This is a genomic window from Pseudoalteromonas shioyasakiensis, assembly GCF_022398475.1.
Classification (GTDB): Bacteria; Pseudomonadota; Gammaproteobacteria; order Enterobacterales; family Alteromonadaceae; genus Pseudoalteromonas.
Genome location: NZ_JAKEVM010000014.1, coordinates 19,023 through 37,938, shown reverse-complemented (window position 1 = coordinate 37,938; position 18,916 = coordinate 19,023). Strand labels below are relative to the sequence as shown.

Here is an 18,916-nt window from a genome sequence, read left to right as displayed (position 1 = left end):
TGACGATACACCTCGCTTAAGTAGGTAAACGAGGTGCATTATCTCATTGATGCGTTTAGTCCTGCAACTACGCTTTGGCGGGTATTGTTGCTACTTTGGTATGGTGGCCATACAAAGCAACAATTAAAAAGCAAACAAGTGGTACAACAAACGAAACCGCAGTGTTAAAAGCATCTATAGTTGCAGCTTGGATAAGAGGTAAAAATGCGCCCCCTAAAATTGCCATTACTAAACCTGCCGCACCAACTTTTGCATCTTCGCCGAGGCCTTCAAGTGCTGTGCCGTAAATGGTTGGAAACATCAAAGATAGACAGCTTGAAATAGCTACAAGTGCGACTACGCCCACTAAATTAACTTGGGTGGTAACAATAAAACAAAGCACGGCTGCAACTAAAGCCATAAAGCGCAGTAATTTAGCGCCGCTAATAAAGCGCATTAGCCAAGTCATGATGAAGCGAGACACTAAAAACACCAGCATAGAATATTGTAATACCTGACCGCCGGTAACTTCTGTAGTGTTAAGAGCTTCCATGGTGTAGCCAATGGTGTAGGTCCATACACAAGTTTGTGCGCCAACATTAAAAAACTGTGCAAGCACACCAAATCGGTAGTGCTTATTTTGATACAAATGTTGAAAGGTCTTTTTAAGTTTACGCGGTTGCGCTGCGGCTTTTGTTACTGTGGCAGGAGAGCGGCTAAAAAAGATACATAGCCATAGTAAGATTAAACAACAGGCCATACCCACATACGGCACCATCACAGCGTCAAGCTCTGCACTCACAACGGTTTTTAATTGCGCTTCACTCATCAGAGCACGGCTTGCGCTATCAGCTTGATTTAAGTTCGGTAAGATCAACGTCGCCGCTAAAAACACACCAATATTAGTACCAACGGGGTTGAAAGCTTGCGCGAGGTTAAGTCTACGGGTTGCTGTGTGCTCGCATCCTAACTGCATGACATAGGGGTTTGCCGAGGTCTCTAAAATAGACAAGCCACCAGCAAGAATAAACAAGGCCAATAAAAAGTGGCTATAGAGCATGGTTTGGCTAGCAGGGTAAAACAATAAGGCACCACAGGCGGCCATGGCTAAACCCACTAACAGCCCCGTTTTATAATTAAACCGTCTATTGATCATGGCTGCCGGTAAAGCTAAGCAAAAATAAGCACCGTAATAACTAAACTGCACCAGTGCTGATTGCAACGCACTCATCGAAAATGTTTTGCTAAAAACTTTCACTAATGGGTCTGTCATATTGGCCGCAGTACCCCAAGCAGCAAAGCAAATTGTAAGCAAAATAAAAGGCCAAAGCATTTGGCGCGATACAATAGCAGGCTGTGTTTGCATAGTTCACCAGATTAATGTGTTCATATTGTTGTGGCCGACAGTATTCACGACTATAAATAATAAATCAACCTAGTTGATTTATTATTTTGACTGGTAGATAGTACGCCAAAAAGGTCTAATAGGCCGCGTATTAAGCTGGTATCAAGAAGGATGTTATGAAGAGTAGTTTATCGCGAGCACCAAGAAGCAAGAACGAGCGCGCAATTCTAAGCTTAATTAGGCAACAGCAAAGCATGCCTAAAGCACAAATAGCGAAAGCGTTAGCCTTGTCTGCTCAGGCGGCAACAGTGAACATCAACAAGCTCGAAGAAGATAAGCTATTGCTTCGTGATGCACCTGTAAAAGGACGGGTAGGGCAACCAAGCGTGCCATTTAGGCTCAATCCAGATGGTGCATTTAGTTTTGGTTTGAAAATCGGGCGACGACGCTTCGACCTGATACTCGTTGACTTACACAGCACGCAAAGAGCATCGGTATCTGTTGAGGTGAATGAAGCATCTGTCGATGAGCTTAAATCATTCTTAGAAACACATATCCCACAATTAATCAGTCAATTAGAACCTGAACTGCGCTCACATGTGTGTGGGCTAGGGGTCGCTATGCCGTTTGATATTTGGCAATGGCAAGCCGCTTCAGACACTGCAACAAATACCCTTAGTCAATGGCAAAATTTCGACTTAAAAGGTTACTTAGAAAGTCAGTTTAATTTACCGGTTTATATTAGTAACGATAATAACGCTGCCTGCTGTGCAGAACTAAGCCTTGGTAACCCTAATAACTACAGCGATTTTTTGTATGTTTATTTGGGGGCTTTTTTAGGTGGAGCCGTGGTGATTAACCACCAACTTCTCGAAGGTAAAAGTGGTAATGCCGGTGCTATAGGCTCAATGCTAAACGCTGAACGCGAACAGTTACTTAGTCAATGTTCACTACTCTCATTACAAAGCGAGTTTGATAAGCAGCAACTTGGTATATCTGTGTATGAGCTTACCGACAGTCAGTTTTCAGATCATAAACGGCTAGTTCAGCCTTGGCTTGAAAAATCTGCTGAGGCTATCGGTATTGCCATGCATAACTGTTTGAGTTTATTAGATATGCAAGCTGTGATTATTGATTCGCCGTTACCGGGTAAAGCGCTTGAACAGCTCAAGCAGTTATCAATTGCAGCATTTGCACGGTTAGATAGTCGTGGACTACGTAGCTGTGAAGTTGGTTTAGGCGTGTGTGGGGAAAAAGCGCAGTCGATAGGTTCTGCTCAACTTGCGCTTAGTCATCATTATTTTTAAGCAGGAGTGAGCACCTCACTCCTGCTTAATTCATTAGTTCTGATATTGTTTGAACCACGCAAGGGTGTATTCAATTTTCGAAATCATACGTGAAGGACGACCCGCAATACCATGTGGTGAGCCCGGTACACGAATAAGCACGGTATCTACCTTTTGCAGTTTTAATGCTTGATAGAACTGCTCTGATTCTGAAATAGGCGTGCGGCGGTCTTCTTCACCTGTCATGATCAATGATGGTGTGGTTACGTTACCCACTAATGAAAGCGGTGAACGTTTCCAGTAGTGCTCCACATTATCCCATGGCATACCAGGGAATTGGTTACGAATTTGACCAATATAGCTGTCGGCTGAAAGCGTTTTACTTAACCAGTTGATCACTGGCTTGGTAATTGCCGCAGCGTTAAAGCGGTTTGTTAAACCAACCGCATAAGCCGTTGCAATACCACCTGCTGAACCACCAGCAATAAATAAGTTATCTTTGTCGATAAAGCCTTTAGCAATCATGGCATCAACTGCCGAGTTGTGATCGGCAAAGTCTTCTTCTGAGCTGTATTTACCATCTAGCAGTAGTGCAAAGTCTTTACCGTAACTTGTTGAACCACGGTAATTCACATACACAACAACGTAACCTTCAGCGGCATAACGTTGTAATTCAGCAGTAAAGCTTGGGCCATAGGCAAGATGTGGGCCGCCGTGAATTTCAACCATTAATGGGTACTGTTTGTTTTCATCAAAATCAGGTGGCGTGATATACCAACCTTGAATGGCTTGGCCGTCGAACTGCGATTTAACATTCAGCTCGTGCACTTTACCAAGTTTCTTATGGCCTAATACATCTTCGTTTAATGAAGTTAGTGTTTTATTTTTACCTCTGTAGATGTAGCCTAAATCAGCTGGGCGGTATTCGCTGCCTGTGGTGTAAGCAATAGCGCCATTATTGGCCATACTGAAACTACCACTGATATACGGACGACCAATTGAAGTACCTGATACGGTATCAGTTAAATCAGTTACCTTACCGCGGCTGTTTACTTTAGCGAGCTTACGCTTACCAAAGTCGTCGTACTGAATAACAAAGTCACCATCGCCTGACCACTTATAATCAGCCACTGAGCGGTCTAATTTTTCAGTAATATGCTTGATTGATTTATCGTCTAAATCGAGCATAGATAGTGTTGAGTTAATGTAAGGCACAGGGGCATTGTCACGCGCAACAAAGGCAAGTTCATCACCGTCTTGTGCGTAACGTGGGTTACTTTCACGGCCAGGTAAATCGGTTAGTTGCGTAAGCTCACCTGATTTTACATTAACTTCATATAGGTCTGACTCAGTTGTGCGGTATTCCCACTCATCATTGCGATCAGCAGAAAAAGCTAGTTTTGTGTTACTTGGATCCCAAGCAAGTGGACCATAGTGCTGATAATCACCCGATGTTAATTGGCGTGGTGTGCCACCTGAAACAGGAATAACAAAAACGTGACGGTATGAAGGCTCTAAAAAGCCTGCGCCATCAGCTTGATAGCGTGCTTTTTCAAACACTCTCACTGGTTTTGACCACTCAGCGCCTTTTGGCTTTTTAGGCAATTTTACTGATTTAGCGAACGCAGATTTACCTTCAGGAATGCTCATGGTGAAAGCAATTTGTTCAGAGTCATTCGACCAACTTAGGTTACGTACTGATTTTGGTAGTTGCGTTAATAATGCTTGTTTGTCTTGCGCTAACCAATAAACGTGAAGCTGATTTGAGCCACTTGAGTTGCTGGTAAAAGCAATTTTCTTGCTATCTGGAGACCAAGTAGGTTGGCTATAGTTATGTTCATCAGAAAACAGCGGCGTGTGTTGACCAGACTTTATATCGTACAGCCAAAAGCTACGCTTATTACCATCTTTCATGATGTCGTAGCCGCTGCGAACATAAACGATTTTTTTACCGTCTGGGCTTATTTGTGGGTCGCCTGCGTATTCAAGTTGAAAAATATCTTCAGAGACAAATTTGTCGTTAGCATATACTTGAGCTGTTGTTGCTGCGCACAGCAAACTTGCTCCAATAAGGATTGTTTTTTTTAATTGCATGGAATGGTCTTTTTTTAGCCGTAAAATTTTATCCTAAAAGCAGACCATTCGCTGCGCAAGCACATTGAGACCAAAATGCCGTAACGAGAGTTAAACAGACTCAGACTCGATTTGTACTTGCTAGTACCTGATTTTAAAGGCTTAGGCAAACTTAAAATAGTCATCCCAACGCGCATCTAAGCGCTGTTTGGCCTTATCTAAATCAACCGCCGAATAAAGTTCATTTTGCTGATTAACTAGATCAAGCTTTACGAGTTTGTCTAAAGCATCATCAATTTCAAAGTCGAGCTGGCAATTATGTTGTTCGTTAAACCATTGCTCAATTTGACTATCTAATTGCTCTGCAGTCATCGCTGATTCGCTTTTTAGTAAAAAGGTGTAGGCAAGCAGCGCCTCTTTAACATCCTCTTCTTCAGCTGCATCAACGAGAGTATGAAAAACACCTGCATTGTTATCGAGGTTTTTAAAATACAAGTTGTCCGCTAGTGCTTTCATAAAGCGAATTTTACGGTTTTTAAACTTGCTCCATTCTTTAAAAATAAAGCTGCCAAATACCCCCATGCCGATTGCAAAGGTAATAAAGTGTTGCTGACTCATATGCACTTCTTCACTGCGCCAACCACCCCAAAAGGCAATCAGAGCAATCAGTAGTAAAATTGACGCGCCTAATTTTGTTACCAACACCACAGCACCGCCAATCAATGCTGATGAACCAATAATCAGTTTATCTATTGGGCGCATTTTTACTTCGCTATTCGGAAACAGCATTTCTAAATCGGCTTTTGGCACATTCTGGAATAATTTGACAATGGTTGAATTTGGTTCAAAGCCCACTGGCATTTTGCCTTTTTCTAAAAAGTACTGCTCGTCTTTAAAGCGGATGAATATGGCAACGCGATCATAGTTAGTAAATTGAATCTGTTTTTTCTTAAGCCCCCAAAAACTGCGCAGCGTCTCAGTTTTTTGCGATTCGCCGCGGCGGTAAAAGACCACTTCTGCGAAGTCATCAAACTCAACGGCTAAACGCACTTTAAATAAAGACTCTTCATTGAGCGCATCTTGTAAGTCTTGATTGGTAATGGTTTCAAAATTGGCAGCATTGAGTACGGTGGCAAAGTCTTTTGCAAAGGCAGATTGGTAGCTGGCACGTTGCTCGTCGGTAATCGGTATTAAAGTGCGGGTGTCGCTATTTGGGTCAAATGGCGCATAGTTGTTTTTTAATGACTCCAGCAGCTCGTGATATTGGTAATGAGTCACGCTTTGCAAAAGTGTAGCCAACTCCATAAACGAACCTGATTGCGATTCACCTAAATAGGCTTGGCAAAGGTTGATGATGTCGTGTTTTCGAAAAGGAATAAATCGTGCGTCGCTCATTGATTCTTGCTGTGTCATTTAAATTGTCAGCGATGATAAAAAAATAACAGCAGAATTGCGACCGTTAGTGGCAAATAGCATGAACTTAGACTTTTTCACTGACTAAAACGGCTTATTTTTAGACTTTTTACTCCAGTAAAAACGCTGGTTTTTGCCCTTTTAAGCGGCTTTATCATGCACTTTTAAATTTGCTTTGCTAATGTTTAGTTCATTGCAGTACGTTGTCGTGATTAGTTATGAATAAGCAAGCATCCCCTCCTGAAGTAAAGGCTGAGTTAAACTCAGTACCACTCATAATAAAGCGGTTATTTATTAGTTCTTTTATTGTCTTTTTGTTGCTGATAGTGATCACTTATCTGTATTACTTTAATCGGCTCGAAAATGATATCTACTTAAATGGCGTGCTAAGTGATGCCATTAACTTGCTTATTTTGATTTGTATTTTCGCGTTTGTGCAAACCTCGGTGGTTGCTAAGCGTAGTTACTTATTTTTAAGTGTGGGTATCTTCCTTTGGAGTGCTGGGCTTACTTTTGATTTTTTAGACGAGCTGGTATTTCAACCAATCTGGGTTGGCATTTATATCGAAGATATTACCCGCACTTTAGGGATGCTAGTAACTGGGTTTGGTCTTTACCTTGCCCTTACAGACTTAGCTAAAACCCGCGAACAGCTTGAAGAAGAACTAAAAACCGATGTATTAACAAAGGCGTATAACCGTCGTTATTTTTATCATTATGTGCAGCAAAACCAAGATAAGCCACACAGCCTAGTGATAGCTGATATCGACCACTTTAAAGCGATTAATGATGAATATGGCCATGATGTTGGTGATCAGGTATTGATAGATTTTGTTTATCAGTGTCATCAAGCATTAAATGATGACATTCTATTTGCGCGAATAGGCGGTGAAGAATTTGCATTGTATGTTGCCACTGACGACGCTGATAAGTTATGTGCTACCTGTGAGCAACTGCTGAGCCTTGCTAATAATGTGATGGTGACGCCGAGTAAAACGCTCAGCGTGAGTGTGGGTTCGGCTATAAAACGTGCCACAGAGACATTTAGCAACACCATGAAACGTGCCGACCAAGCGCTTTATTTGGCAAAAAATCAAGGCCGTAGCCGTTATATTCATAAACCGTAAGGGACGGTTAAGGGTTTTTGTTGTAACCTATATCGCAACAAAACTCCAAGGGATGAATAATGGCAATTGCTAAAAAGTTAAAGCAAAAAACACGGCAGTTTATCGACTCTAAACATATGCTCAAATCAATCACGGTGGCATCATTTTTAGAGTCAACTATAGTGCCTATTCCTCTTGAAGCTGTGCTTGTTCCGTTAATGCAAGCCCGCCGAGAAAAGCTTTGGTTAATCGCATTAATGGCGACCATTGGTTGTATTATTGGTGCTATTTTTGGTTATGCCCTCGGCTACTATCTATTTGATGTAGTGGGGGACTGGGTGATTAATACCTTCTCAAACCCTGAGCAGTTCGAGCAAGTTAAGCAAAAAATGCAGGCACAAGGCTTTTGGTTTGTATTGACGCTCGGTATTGTGCCCATCCCATTTCAAATTGCCATGCTGGCCGCTGGAGCAACTAAGTATTCAATTTTTCTATTTTTACTGGCAACGGTTATTGCTCGCTCAATCCGCTACTTTGCCCTTGCTGCCGTTGTTTATTACGCGGGTAATCAGGCAGAGCGAGTTATTCAAAAGCACAAAACCAAAGCTTTAGTCGCTATTTCTGTGTTAGTACTGTTACTTTGGTGGCTCAGTACACTCATTTAACAAATAAAAAATACTGATTATGGTTATCCTGTCTATACTTTGAATTAAGGAAAGCGCTTAATAAAAACAACAGGATGACCCATGAATACTCTAGTGGCTGCACTGCCTATTTTGGTGCTGATCTGGATGATGGTAAAACGCAGCCCCATCGCTTCTTATATTGCCTTACCCATAACAGCGCTACTCGCTGCTTTACTGCAACTGTTTTACTTCCAAGCTGATTTAAGGCTGTTGCTTGCTAATTCGTTTGCTGGTGTGTTGTCTGTTATGACGCCCATTTCGATTATTGCAGGGGCTATTTTACTTAACCGCATGTTGGCAATATCTGGGGCCGAAACTACGATAAAACATTGGCTTGAATCAATTAGCAGTAATCAAGTTGCACAGTTGATGATCATTGGTTGGGCATTTGCATTTATGCTCGAAGGCGCATCGGGCTTTGGCACGCCTGCGGCCATCGCGGCGCCTATTTTGGTCGGGCTTGGTTTCTCGCCTTTTAAAGTGATTATTTTCACTCTTATTTTAAACTCGATCCCCGTATCTTTTGGTGCAGTTGGCACACCAACATGGTTTGGCTTTTCGGCGCTAAACTTAGATGATGGGCAAGTGTTGGCTATCTCAAGGTGGACGGCGCTTTGTCATGTTATTGCTGCTTTGGTTATTCCTATGATTGCGCTTTGTCTTGTTTTACCACTAAAAAAGGTGCGTCAAAATAGCGTATTCATTTATTTGAGTGTGTTTTCATGTGTCTTACCTTATTGGTTGTTTGCCCAGTGGAACTATGAATTTCCATCGTTGATAGGTGGTGCAGTGGGTCTATTAGTCACTATCTATTTAGCAAGTAGGGGAGTGGGGTTAGATAAGTCAGCTGTAAATGCACAAAGCTCGAAAGGCAAAGCTGAGCTTACACCCAAAGCGCTATTTTTAGCTTTATTACCGTTATTACTTTTGATTGTTGTGCTGGTGATAACCCGTATTCATCAGTTGGGCATTAAAGCATTGCTTAACGACGAAACGCTCTGGGTGAGTATTCATTTGGGCTTTGCACAATTTGAATTAAGCAAAGCACTGATCTTATCTTTACATGAGATATTCGGCACTTCAGTGGGGTGGTCGTATAAAACCTTGTTTGTACCAGCGTTGATCCCGTTTGTATTAGTGGTGTTGATCTGTGTGCCGTTACTTAAAATGAGTAAGACACAAGTAAAGCAAATGTGCTCCGACACCATAGGCCGTATTGTTATGCCATGTATCGCTTTAATCGGGGCGCTGGTGATGGTGAATGTTTTAATGCAAGGCGGCCATAATGCGCCCATATTTTATATGGCGAGTACCTTTGCTGATTTAAGCGGTGAGCACTGGGTGTTATTTGCCTCCTACTTGGGAGCTCTCGGGACTTTCTTTTCAGGTTCGGCAACCGTGTCTAATCTTACCTTTGGCGGTATTCAATATGGTATTGCACAGCAAGTGGGCCTATCAGAAACCTTAGTGCTTGCGTTGCAATCAACGGGGGCGGCGATGGGGAATATGATCTGCATTAGCAATATTATTGCTGTAGCCAGTATCGTTGGAGTGAATAATCAAGAAGGGCCAGTGCTTAAGAAAACCTTTTTGCCTATGCTAATTTACGGTGCAATAGTTGGGTGTTTTAGTTATCTATTTTACTGATTAAACATGTTCAGATAAAAAAGGTGCCCAGATAAACCGAGCACCCTTACGGAGTAATTTATTGAATGGCGTTTTTTACTTCGCGCCAGTCAATAATCTTAAAGTTTTGCGGTGCCTGTGGCATACGGTTGTAACCATCTTGCACAATTAGCACCCCTTCAGGGTAGCCCGGTAACGCAGCCGGTGTTACCGTTAGGCCATCAGTTTCTGATACGCCATCTATTGCTAACTCTAGGTTATTACTGATTGCAAATTTACCCGCAAACTCTAGGCTAGGGGTATTGCCATCAATAATTTTATAAAGCACATAGCTGTAATCACCTTGGCTAGAAACCACTAAATAGCGGGCATCTTTTGCGTGGTAGATTTCCATGCCTTCTACATCATCAACCAACATATCGTTCACGGTTTGCAGCATTACAAGTTTATTTCCTGCTGTTGGCTCAGCACCAATAAACCAAATACCTTCGTCTTCTTCACCTAAAAATAGCTGTGCGGTTTTATCATCTGCACTGCAACCTTCTGGTTGGCTTGGAACACTAAACTCGCGCACTAGTTGTGCTGATACGCTCTCATTATTGCCAGTCAGTTTGTATTGCTGAAATAGGCCTGATTTGTCATTCATAAACACATAGTTGCCTGTGTTTGATGAGTACATACACATACCGTAAATTTCTTTTAGAGTCGTTGGCAGCTCAGCAAGATGTTGCACTTGATTGTGAGTATCGACGCTGTAAACACTGATGCTGTTGTGAGTACGATTACTTGCGGTGATCCACGTATTGCTTGCGTTGTTGATACTTGCATGTTGGCGCACATCAACATTATTTAAACGGCCTGTTTCTAGCGCTTGTAGCTCTTTGCCTGCAAGGTCATACACCATTAAACCACGGCGTTTATCGGTACCTAAGATCAGGCTTTTTGCTGCATTTTTAGAATTTACCCAAATAGCAGGGTCATCGGCGGCATCACCAAAAGCACGTACTGCATCGGTTTGCGCTTGTGCATTGATGTAAGTAACAGCGGCTGTTTTAGCGCTATTATGTTGTTTAGCCTGCCCATCTATTTGACCTTTTACATAATGACCTGATTCATCATCGTATAGCACAATATCAGCTTGATTATTGTTAAAGCGCACTGCGGCAGATTCAATCGCCAATTCACCAGCAAATTGCCAGCTGCTAAAACGTTTAGTACTCTTTTCGTAGCGATGTAATTGGTTATCTTCAGAGGTGGTGAACCATAAGCTACCATCATCTGTTGTGCTTAAACCGCCAACTTCAGGCGCTAAGCTGCCAAATGGCGACATCAAAGCCACGGGCTTTTTATCGGCGCGCGATTCAGCATCTGCGTTAATTTGCCAAATGCCTAGCTCGCCTTCACTTAAATAAAGAGTTTTACTGTTATCATCGACCGCACAGCCTGATGTTTCACTTACACCAGCAAACTCACGTAATTCAAGGTTTAACGCGCTTTTGTTTGCCATATCGAACACCAGTGTTTCGCGGATAAGACCACGAGCGTCTGCCACAAATGCCGAAACTGCTTGAGTTGTCGGGTTAGCAAATAAGCACACCGCCTCAGGTTTTGCTTTTGGTGGGCTGATACGGCTAATTTCAGTTAGCTGCCATTTAGCTGCTTTTTGTAAGCTAAAAATCACTGCTTGGTCAGCTTCGTTGTCGATACTAGCAACAAGGTAGCTGTTTTTGCTGATTGCCTTAACAGACAGCGCTTCGAAGTTACCTTTTTGTAATGCATGTTGTTTACCTGTGGCATCAATAAGTTGTAGGCCTTGGCTTTGTGAGCTCAATAGCCAAGCGTCATCAGCAAGGGCTGCCGCTTGTGAGCCTTGCATATTTTCTGTTGTGCCAAAGGCTGTTAATTGGTTTTTACTTGGTGCCTCGGTTGCCGTTGTTTGGCTACACGCTGCTAGGGTGCTTAGTATCACTGCACTGGCAACAAGGTTAAGTGGTTTTTTAAAATTCATGGGATCCCCAAATATACTACAAGGCAGCAATGCGCTGCCTTAATAACTCTTATGTGTATTAAAACGCGTAGCGCAGCATTAACTGAATAACAGGGCCTGCTTCTTCAGACTCCAGTTCATACTCGTCAAAGTCGCGGTTGATTTGGTCATCAACCGTGTCGAACTTGTTAAAGGTTTCGTCTTTGCTTGCATCTAATAGGTTTGAGCCCACTAAACGAAGCGTGACGTCTTGCCAGCGTTTTTCTACGAATACTTCAAGGTCTGCGCCGTAGTGTGTGGTCACTTCTTCACCCACGATACGGCCATAAGCATCACCTTGTTTACGGTAAGTTGCACCGAACGAAGCGCCTAAATCAGGTAGGTCTTGAATAAAACCAACGTTAAACACGTAGTCAGATTGGTCGTTGAATTTACGGCTACCGAAAGTGTCATCTACTTCTGAATCAAGCCAAGAGTAGTTAAAGAATACCCCTGTGTTTGGCATGCTAATAGCGCTTAGCGGCGTTGATAAATCAAGCTCGATACCTTTTACGTTGCCATCACCGGTGTTACGCGGTTGCAAAATGTAAGTACCATCACCTTCTGAACCTTGTTGGCCTGTATTAGCTATTTCGATAAGGTCTGTGACATCGCGATAGAACACATTAATACCCACGACGCCGCTTTTACCTAAACGATACTCATAACCTAAGTCCATACCCCACGATGATTCTGGTTGTAGGTCTGGGTTACCTAAAAAGTCGTTATCGCCTAGCTCTTTTTCAAGTAGAGCAGGGGTGATGTAATCAAAGTCAGGACGACGTAAGCTACGTGCAACCGATGCACTAACACGGCCGTTTTCAGAGACGTTATAGCGTAAATGTGCCGATGGTAAGAAAAAGTCATAATCGTTTTTAGCGCTGACACCCTCTGCTTTGTCAGTAATGGTTGAGTCGGTTGTTTCGTAGCGCACACCTAACTCCCACGAGAAGTCTTGGTCTTCGTGCTTAACTAATGCAAATACATCTAGGCGGTCTTCTTCGAGTTTATTGACGCCACCAGAGGCTGCTTCAAACTCGTTGTTAAAGCCTGCCAGTGACAGTGGTGTTTTGCTGAACTGATCCCAGCTAGTAAAGCTTTGTTCGCTTTCACCTTCGGCTTGATAAACCGCAGTATCGCGCTCTTTACCTTGTACAAAGGCACCGAATTGAATCGTTTTGTTCTCGCCTGCAAACAAGCTATGTTGCCATTGTAATGACCATTCTTTGTCATCAAGGTCTACGGTTTCTTCTTCTTCCTCAAATACCATAGGTAGTTCAGAGGTATCGATTTCTACTTCTTGTTCGTAAACAGACTCTTCAAAGCTTGCAAAACCAAGTTTGAATTTACTGGTGCCACCAAAAAGGGGTAACTCATAACCCGAGTTGATGTTGTAGTTGGTTTGGTCGATGAAAGACACATTGGCGTTGTCGGTTTCAAGGTTACCGCCTTCAACAATTGAGTTATTAATTGCTGTTGGGTCGTCATATTCAAATGAACGCTCATCTTCAGTACGGTCGGTATCAACCCAAATCGCGCTGATATCAAACTTACTGCCATCATCAAAAGCAATTTCGTAGCTGGCATTTAGCGAGGTATCGTCACCGTCGCGAATATCTGATTGATCTTCGCGGTTATCGAATTCTTCGGTTTTGTAATTAGCGTTATTCTCTGGGCTGTCGCCATAGCGTAGGCTTGATTTTTGTTTTGGGTTATAACGACCTTGTAAGTTCGCACCTAGTAGTAAACGGCCGCCAGCAAACTCAGTGCCGTAAACACCTGCAAAGCTTTCTTTTAATTCGCCATCGTCATAACGCAGGCCACCCGCACGAAGGTAACCACCATCTAGGCTGTAACCGTCACGCAATACAATGTTTAGCGTGCCGGCAATGGCATCGGCAGAGCGGTTTGCACTTGAAGCACGAATAATTTCTACACGCTCAATTAGCTCAGCAGGAATACGGTCAACAAAGAATGAGCGGTCAGCACCTGCACCAGGTACTTCTTCACCGTTGATAAGCACCTTTGTGTAAGCTGGGCTTAAGCCACGCATACGCGCGCCATCAGACTCTAAAACATCTGATAAAAACGTCACACTTGGTACACGTTTTAATGCATCACCGGCAGTCAGCGGTTCAAAACGTTGAAAGTATTCTTGTGAGTATTCAAGCGTCGGTGCTAGCTCTTGTGAGCGGTTGCGATAACCAATCTCGCCATATACAACAAGCTCTTCAGAGACTTTTACTTTTTTCTCATCGCTGCTTTGTTCGTCTTGTGCGTAAGCGGCAAATTGGCATAAGGCGAGGGCGCTTACTAACGCCTTCGTTTTAAATTGTTTCATGGGTTTGCTCCTGGTTGTCCTTGGTTTGATGAGCAAAGTACGCAGCTTAAATGACGCAAATGTGACAGAAAATCGCTAACAACCAGTAAAAACAAGTGATTAGAGGGTTTTAAAAGTACTTTTGAGCTGCAATAACCCCATCTTTTTAAGGCAATTATAGTACTTAAAGGGTTTAACAAGGTTTGACTGTCGTTTTGCTGTCACATCATTGAGCTAATATGACCCTGCTGCTTTAAACGCTAACGAGTTAGCATGGCAGCGTGAATTATTGTTAGGTACTGAGAATGCGATATAACCCTTTTACTCATCATCGATTTTTAACCAATGCCGTTATTGCTTTGTTTGTGATTGCGTTTTTGCTAAGCGCGCAAGCAGGAGAGTTAAAGCCTCTAGCCGATATCGCATGGTTAGATATTTTAGGCGAGGGTGGCATTGTGCTTATGACCCTTACTTGGATAGCTGCGCTGCTTATTTCGAGGCCGCCCGGCAAAGTCACCAGCTTTTTAGTGCTTGGGCTTGGGCTTTTTATGTTTTCAGCTTCCCTTGATTTATTTGATGAGTGGTTACATCAACCAACCAACACGTGGCTTACTTGGATTGAATCATTGCCTGCGCCGATAGGTATGATCTTCACAAGTCTTGGACTTTATCAGTGGCATCAAGAGCAATACGTCCTTAACAGGCAGTTAAAGCGCCGTGAAGCACAGCATCGTGAGCATGAATTAGTGTGCTCAATAACAGGGCTGTATAAGGCTGATTACTTACAAGATGTACTAAAAGAGCAGTTAAGTGAGCCACAGCCATTGCAACTAGCCGCCATTGATATTCGTGGTTTTGCTGATTTTAACGCTGAATTTGGTTTTATCGAAGGCGACCGCTTACTCCGTGAAGTGAGCGAGCTTTTATTGATGAATTGCCGCCTTAACGATGTCGTATGCCGCTATGCAGGAGACTGCTTTATGGTGCTAATGCCAAACACCAGCGCAGTACAAGCAAAAGAACTGGTGGCGCAAATTACCTCTGCGCTGAGCCATTGTGCTTTTAAGGTCGAAGGCGAAAAACACGCTAAGTTTCAAGATGTAACAGCGGCCTTAGTAGGAAGTATGCAAGGCGATACACCACAAAGTTTAAGCTCGCGTTTACACGCTAAGTTACAACAACAAAAACAACAAAGAGTCAGCCATTGTGAAGCCGTATCTTAATCAAGATGACAAATACCTCACCGCACAGGGACTGATCACCACGCTGGTGGAGCTGGCCTTAAGTCGCGGCATTGCACTGCATAAGTTACTCAGAGGCACAGGGGTGTTTGAGCAAGACTTAATGAGTGTGCAGCATCAGTTTAGTATTTCACAGCAAGTGCGCTTATTGACGCAGTTTAAGCAGTTGATGAAGTCCGCCGACAGCGGTTTTTTATTAGGCAGTCAACTAGCAAACGATACCTCTGTTGCCGCCCAAGGCGTGTTACATTCTGAGCACATCGGCCAAGCTTTAAAACAGTTACACAATTTACGCATGCAATTAGCACCTTTGTTATTTAGTTATAGTTATGTGCATAACGAGCAGTATTACATTGTGCTGCAAAATGCTGTGGGCTTGGATGATGAAATAAGCCAGTACGTAATGGAAATTTACAGCGCCGCGTTTTACCAAGTTCTAAAAAAAGTGGCAGGTGAGCGAGTCCCTTGTCAGTTTGAGTTTGCCTATAAACGCGCCAGACATAGCCAAGAATACGAGCAGCATTTAGGCCTTAAAGTCGCTTTTGAAAAGCCTATAACCCGTTGGGTATTGAATAAACAAGCGCTTAGGCTCACTAACCCCGCGTTTAGTAGTTTTAGGTTCTCACAAATTAACTCGCAGCTAGCGGCATTAAATTCTGCAAATAGCACCTTTGTGGAAGCCGTAAGCCGATTAATTTATCAAACTCCGGCGTTAAATTTAGACCAAGTAGCTAGCCAATTTGCCATGAGCCCTGCAACCTTCAAGCGTAAATTAAAAGCTCATGGCGTACGTTTTTCTACCTTGTATGATGAGCAAAGTAAGCGCAAAGCGATTTACCTACTTGCCATGCGCGAGCAATGCAATGAGCAAGTTGCCATGCGCTTATCATTTTATGATATTGCTAATTTTAGACGAGCGTTTAAACGCTGGACCGGGCTTACGCCAAGTCAATTGAAGGGGTAAGAAAGCCCATGCTATTGCATGGGCTATGGCTGTTATTCACCAATAGGTGTGATGTCATTTTCATCTAAAATTCCATCATTATCAGCATCATCATCAGCCGTTAGACCAGACTCTAAAATTGCTTGTTCAGTTACATTAGGCAAAAAGAAGTTGGGTTTGCCGTCATGATCTGTATCAATACTGGCAATTGCTTGACCAGAAAAGTCATCCCTTTGAGCTTTTAGAGTCGCATGTAACGTGAGTAAAGGTAATTTATCCGCTTCAGCATTAACAGGAAGGTTGATTAGTTCGTTTACAGATTCATCGTCACCTAATTGTGCGTACACAGCCACAAGGGTTTCTAGGTTATCTTGTATTACTTTATCTGATTGAGTTAATACATAAGCTTTTGCTTTGTCGATAGATGTTGTAAGTGCTGACATCGTATTTGCATATACTTCAGCATATTGCTGGTTGTTTGCTTGAAAGCGAGACAGTGCTGTTATAAGTGTATATTGCTCAAAAGTCCCAGTGTTAAGCAACTCATTACTTAAAGCAGACTCAAAAACTGACTCTAATAAAGCAGTGTAGTCTTCAATATCTATATTTTCTTTTTCGCTATCAATAATGGCTAAGCTGGTTTCTAACCACGAAACAGCTGTGTCTAATAAGCCGGCTCTCACCAAATAACCAAGTACTTTCAAGCGTTTTTCTGCTTGTTCATGTTTATTACTTAATAAGCTAATTTGTGTATCCAGTTTTGAGGCGAGACTACTTATACCTTCGTTGTTTTCAATAAAACCATACGTCGCAATAAGAGACGTTAAAGCACTGATACTGCTATTTGTTGAAAAGTTGTTTTCATTTTCTAAAAAGTACTCATCAAGCATTGCGGCGCAACTTGTTGCGTAAAGTTTTGCTTTTTCAGGGCTGTTTAAGTTAAGGGCTAATTGTACTAAGCCACCACATCCAAATTTACCCATAATGTAATATTCAGATACAGATAAAACATATTCAGGCGATGCTAGGATGCTTTGGGCATAATCAGTGACTTCTAGTGCTAGTTCATTTTCGCCACGAGTTTGTAAAATGGCTGCAGCACCAGGCTGTGCCGATGCATTTATTAAGGTTTGATAATAGCTTTTAGCATTGGTAGTTTCACCTTCCATAAAGTAGTTTTTAGCGTTACTGACCGCGTCAGATAAAGTTTGTCCTGCTTGCAATTTATTTGCGATTTCATACGCATAAGAGTATTCAATTGCGTCGTCTTTATCGGCCTGCTTAGTCAGTAATTGATAGGCAGGGTTATTTACCAGCTCCACATCATAGAGGGCTTTAATCGTTGCTGTAAGTGCTTCAAGTGGATAAGTATAGGTTGCGAGGGTTGCTTCAGCGTAAGGGCTTGCTGAAAAACTATAGCTATTATCAAAGCCAACTACACCATAGTATGACAATGACAAATTTGTATAATATTTAGCAGATTCAGTATCATTGAGTCTTAAATAATAGTCGGCAGCCCAACTCATGTACAATGCCCGCATACGCTCTGTGCTTTGGCCTTTGTAATCTCCTGACGGTTGGGTGTAAGCCCCAATATTTTCGGCAAGATCTGCCATGGTTTTTATTACAGCAAGGCCTGCATTTCTAACTGCTTCGGTATGGCTCGCACTATATTGTTCTACAGAAGCGAGTGCTGTTTTTTTTACAGCTGAAACAAATCTAGCGTAAGTTTTATTGTACTCTTCAGTCCATACCTTACTGGCGTAAAGAGAAATAGTATCTAATATGGCTTGTGCGTGTTCAGTTTGACCAGCGCTATTGTATTGATTTGAAATAGATAGATAAAAGCTCGGATCGCTACTGCTAATGTTTTCTAACCCTTTTTCAGCAATATATTGATTGTATGTCGTAAAAGCTAATTCTCTGTACTCAATAGCTGCATCACTTTGTTGTAATTCATCTAATTTAGCTGCTGCATCAAGATATGCCGATGCTTTTTCATGAGATGTTGTGATTTTTTCAAAATGTGAATTAGCCTTGTCAGTAAAACCAGCAATTAAATAACCCACAGCTAATTGTGCATTTACTTCATTTAAGTAATTGTCGTCATTAATTTCACTACCGATTGCCTCTGCTTGCTTTAGGTGTGATTTATGTGAGCTGTAGTAAAAATTGCGTTTATCTTCATTTGTCACATATGAAGGTGTTAGTTCAATAGTAGCTGTAATCGCTTCGCTTATTTTGTTATCGGTGAAAGCGATTTCAAAACTGTCGTTTATTTCTGAGAGTGTTTCTGCCTCATAAGTAAACTGACCTGTGTCGCTATCTAGCTGCAATGTGCCATTAGCGGGTGCTGTTACTAACTCAACAGTAATTACGTCTCCATCAGCATCATTAAATACTAATGAACCTTGTGTTGTCGTTGACGTTGTCACCGTCACTGTTTGACTAACTAATACAGGAGCGTCATTTACATTATTGATTGTGAAGGTTAAAACAGCATCCGTATTTAAGTTACCATCACTGGCTGTGACCGTCACTGTGTCTTGACCAGCAAAGTCAGCGTTTGGGGTATAAGTGAAACTGCCATTGGCATTAAGAGCAAATAAACCATGGCTTGCAGCAGATGCGAGTGTGAAGCTCAATGAGTCATCGTCCGTCGCCTCAAGTTGACCTGAGAAAGATGTATCTTCCTCTAATGTAAATGCTGTGCTGCTTGTAAACTCTGGCGCTTTGTTACTCTGCGAACCGCCACAGCCTGCTAAAGCGAGCGCAATAACTAGCGGTGCGTATTTGATCTTATTATTCATCTTATATCCCATGTTAATCATATAATATTAAAAACGGAACGGATTTTACCACTCAAATAAAA

The 18,916-nt window shown here is 42.3% G+C and carries 12 protein-coding genes; 6 read left to right on the top strand and 6 right to left on the bottom strand.

The window, feature by feature from the left end; translation table 11 throughout:
* Positions 1 to 67: 67 nt before the first annotated feature.
* Positions 68 to 1,345 carry an L-fucose:H+ symporter permease gene (fucP, locus tag L1D51_RS04715; protein ID WP_239962902.1) on the bottom strand — a complete coding sequence of 426 codons (1,278 nt, stop codon included), beginning with the start codon at positions 1,343 to 1,345 and terminating at the stop codon, positions 68 to 70.
* Between the two features lie 155 nt (positions 1,346 to 1,500).
* On the opposite strand from fucP, the gene L1D51_RS04710 reads away from it, so the two are divergent.
* A complete protein-coding gene (locus L1D51_RS04710) occupies positions 1,501 to 2,631 on the top strand; it encodes an ROK family transcriptional regulator (protein WP_239962900.1) in 1,131 nt (376 codons plus the stop codon).
* A gap of 33 nt (positions 2,632 to 2,664) precedes the next feature.
* Here L1D51_RS04710 and L1D51_RS04705 read toward each other — a convergent pair whose 3' ends face one another.
* Complete coding sequence (locus L1D51_RS04705) at positions 2,665 to 4,704, bottom strand: S9 family peptidase (RefSeq protein WP_239962898.1); 2,040 nt, start codon at positions 4,702 to 4,704, stop codon at positions 2,665 to 2,667.
* A gap of 141 nt (positions 4,705 to 4,845) precedes the next feature.
* On the bottom strand, positions 4,846 to 6,078 hold the full coding sequence (locus tag L1D51_RS04700) for a TMEM143 family protein (RefSeq protein ID WP_055021264.1): 1,233 nt from the start codon (positions 6,076 to 6,078) through the stop codon (positions 4,846 to 4,848).
* 236 nt (positions 6,079 to 6,314) lie between these two features.
* Between L1D51_RS04700 and L1D51_RS04695 the strand changes: the two genes are divergently transcribed.
* From L1D51_RS04695 to L1D51_RS04685, 3 genes are all read left to right on the top strand, one after another.
* Positions 6,315 to 7,223, top strand: a complete 909-nt coding sequence (locus L1D51_RS04695) for a GGDEF domain-containing protein (RefSeq protein WP_239962896.1) — start codon at positions 6,315 to 6,317, stop codon at positions 7,221 to 7,223.
* A gap of 59 nt (positions 7,224 to 7,282) precedes the next feature.
* Positions 7,283 to 7,867, top strand: coding sequence for a YqaA family protein (locus L1D51_RS04690; RefSeq protein ID WP_055021262.1), 585 nt, complete (start codon positions 7,283 to 7,285; stop codon positions 7,865 to 7,867).
* A gap of 81 nt (positions 7,868 to 7,948) precedes the next feature.
* Positions 7,949 to 9,535 carry an L-lactate permease gene (locus L1D51_RS04685; RefSeq protein ID WP_054560675.1) on the top strand — a complete coding sequence of 529 codons (1,587 nt, stop codon included), beginning with the start codon at positions 7,949 to 7,951 and terminating at the stop codon, positions 9,533 to 9,535.
* A 58-nt stretch (positions 9,536 to 9,593) separates the two neighbouring features.
* Here the strand turns inward: L1D51_RS04685 and L1D51_RS04680 are convergent, their stop codons facing one another.
* Both L1D51_RS04680 and L1D51_RS04675 read right to left on the bottom strand, forming a co-directional pair.
* A complete protein-coding gene (locus L1D51_RS04680; RefSeq protein ID WP_239962894.1) occupies positions 9,594 to 11,522 on the bottom strand; it encodes a phytase in 1,929 nt (642 codons plus the stop codon).
* Positions 11,523 to 11,580: 58 nt separating this feature from the next.
* A complete protein-coding gene (locus L1D51_RS04675; RefSeq protein ID WP_054560673.1) occupies positions 11,581 to 13,881 on the bottom strand; it encodes a TonB-dependent receptor plug domain-containing protein in 2,301 nt (766 codons plus the stop codon).
* Between the two features lie 284 nt (positions 13,882 to 14,165).
* Here L1D51_RS04675 and L1D51_RS04670 point away from each other — a divergent pair, with 284 nt between their 5' ends.
* A complete protein-coding gene (locus L1D51_RS04670; RefSeq protein WP_239962885.1) occupies positions 14,166 to 15,083 on the top strand; it encodes a GGDEF domain-containing protein in 918 nt (305 codons plus the stop codon).
* Positions 15,067 to 16,065 carry a helix-turn-helix domain-containing protein gene (locus L1D51_RS04665; protein WP_055022104.1) on the top strand — a complete coding sequence of 333 codons (999 nt, stop codon included), beginning with the start codon at positions 15,067 to 15,069 and terminating at the stop codon, positions 16,063 to 16,065. The genes L1D51_RS04670 and L1D51_RS04665 overlap by 17 nt, the downstream gene beginning before the upstream one ends.
* A 32-nt stretch (positions 16,066 to 16,097) precedes the next feature.
* Here the strand turns inward: L1D51_RS04665 and L1D51_RS04660 are convergent, their stop codons facing one another.
* Complete coding sequence (locus L1D51_RS04660) at positions 16,098 to 18,854, bottom strand: Ig-like domain-containing protein (protein WP_239962876.1); 2,757 nt, start codon at positions 18,852 to 18,854, stop codon at positions 16,098 to 16,100.
* Positions 18,855 to 18,916 lie beyond the last annotated feature (62 nt).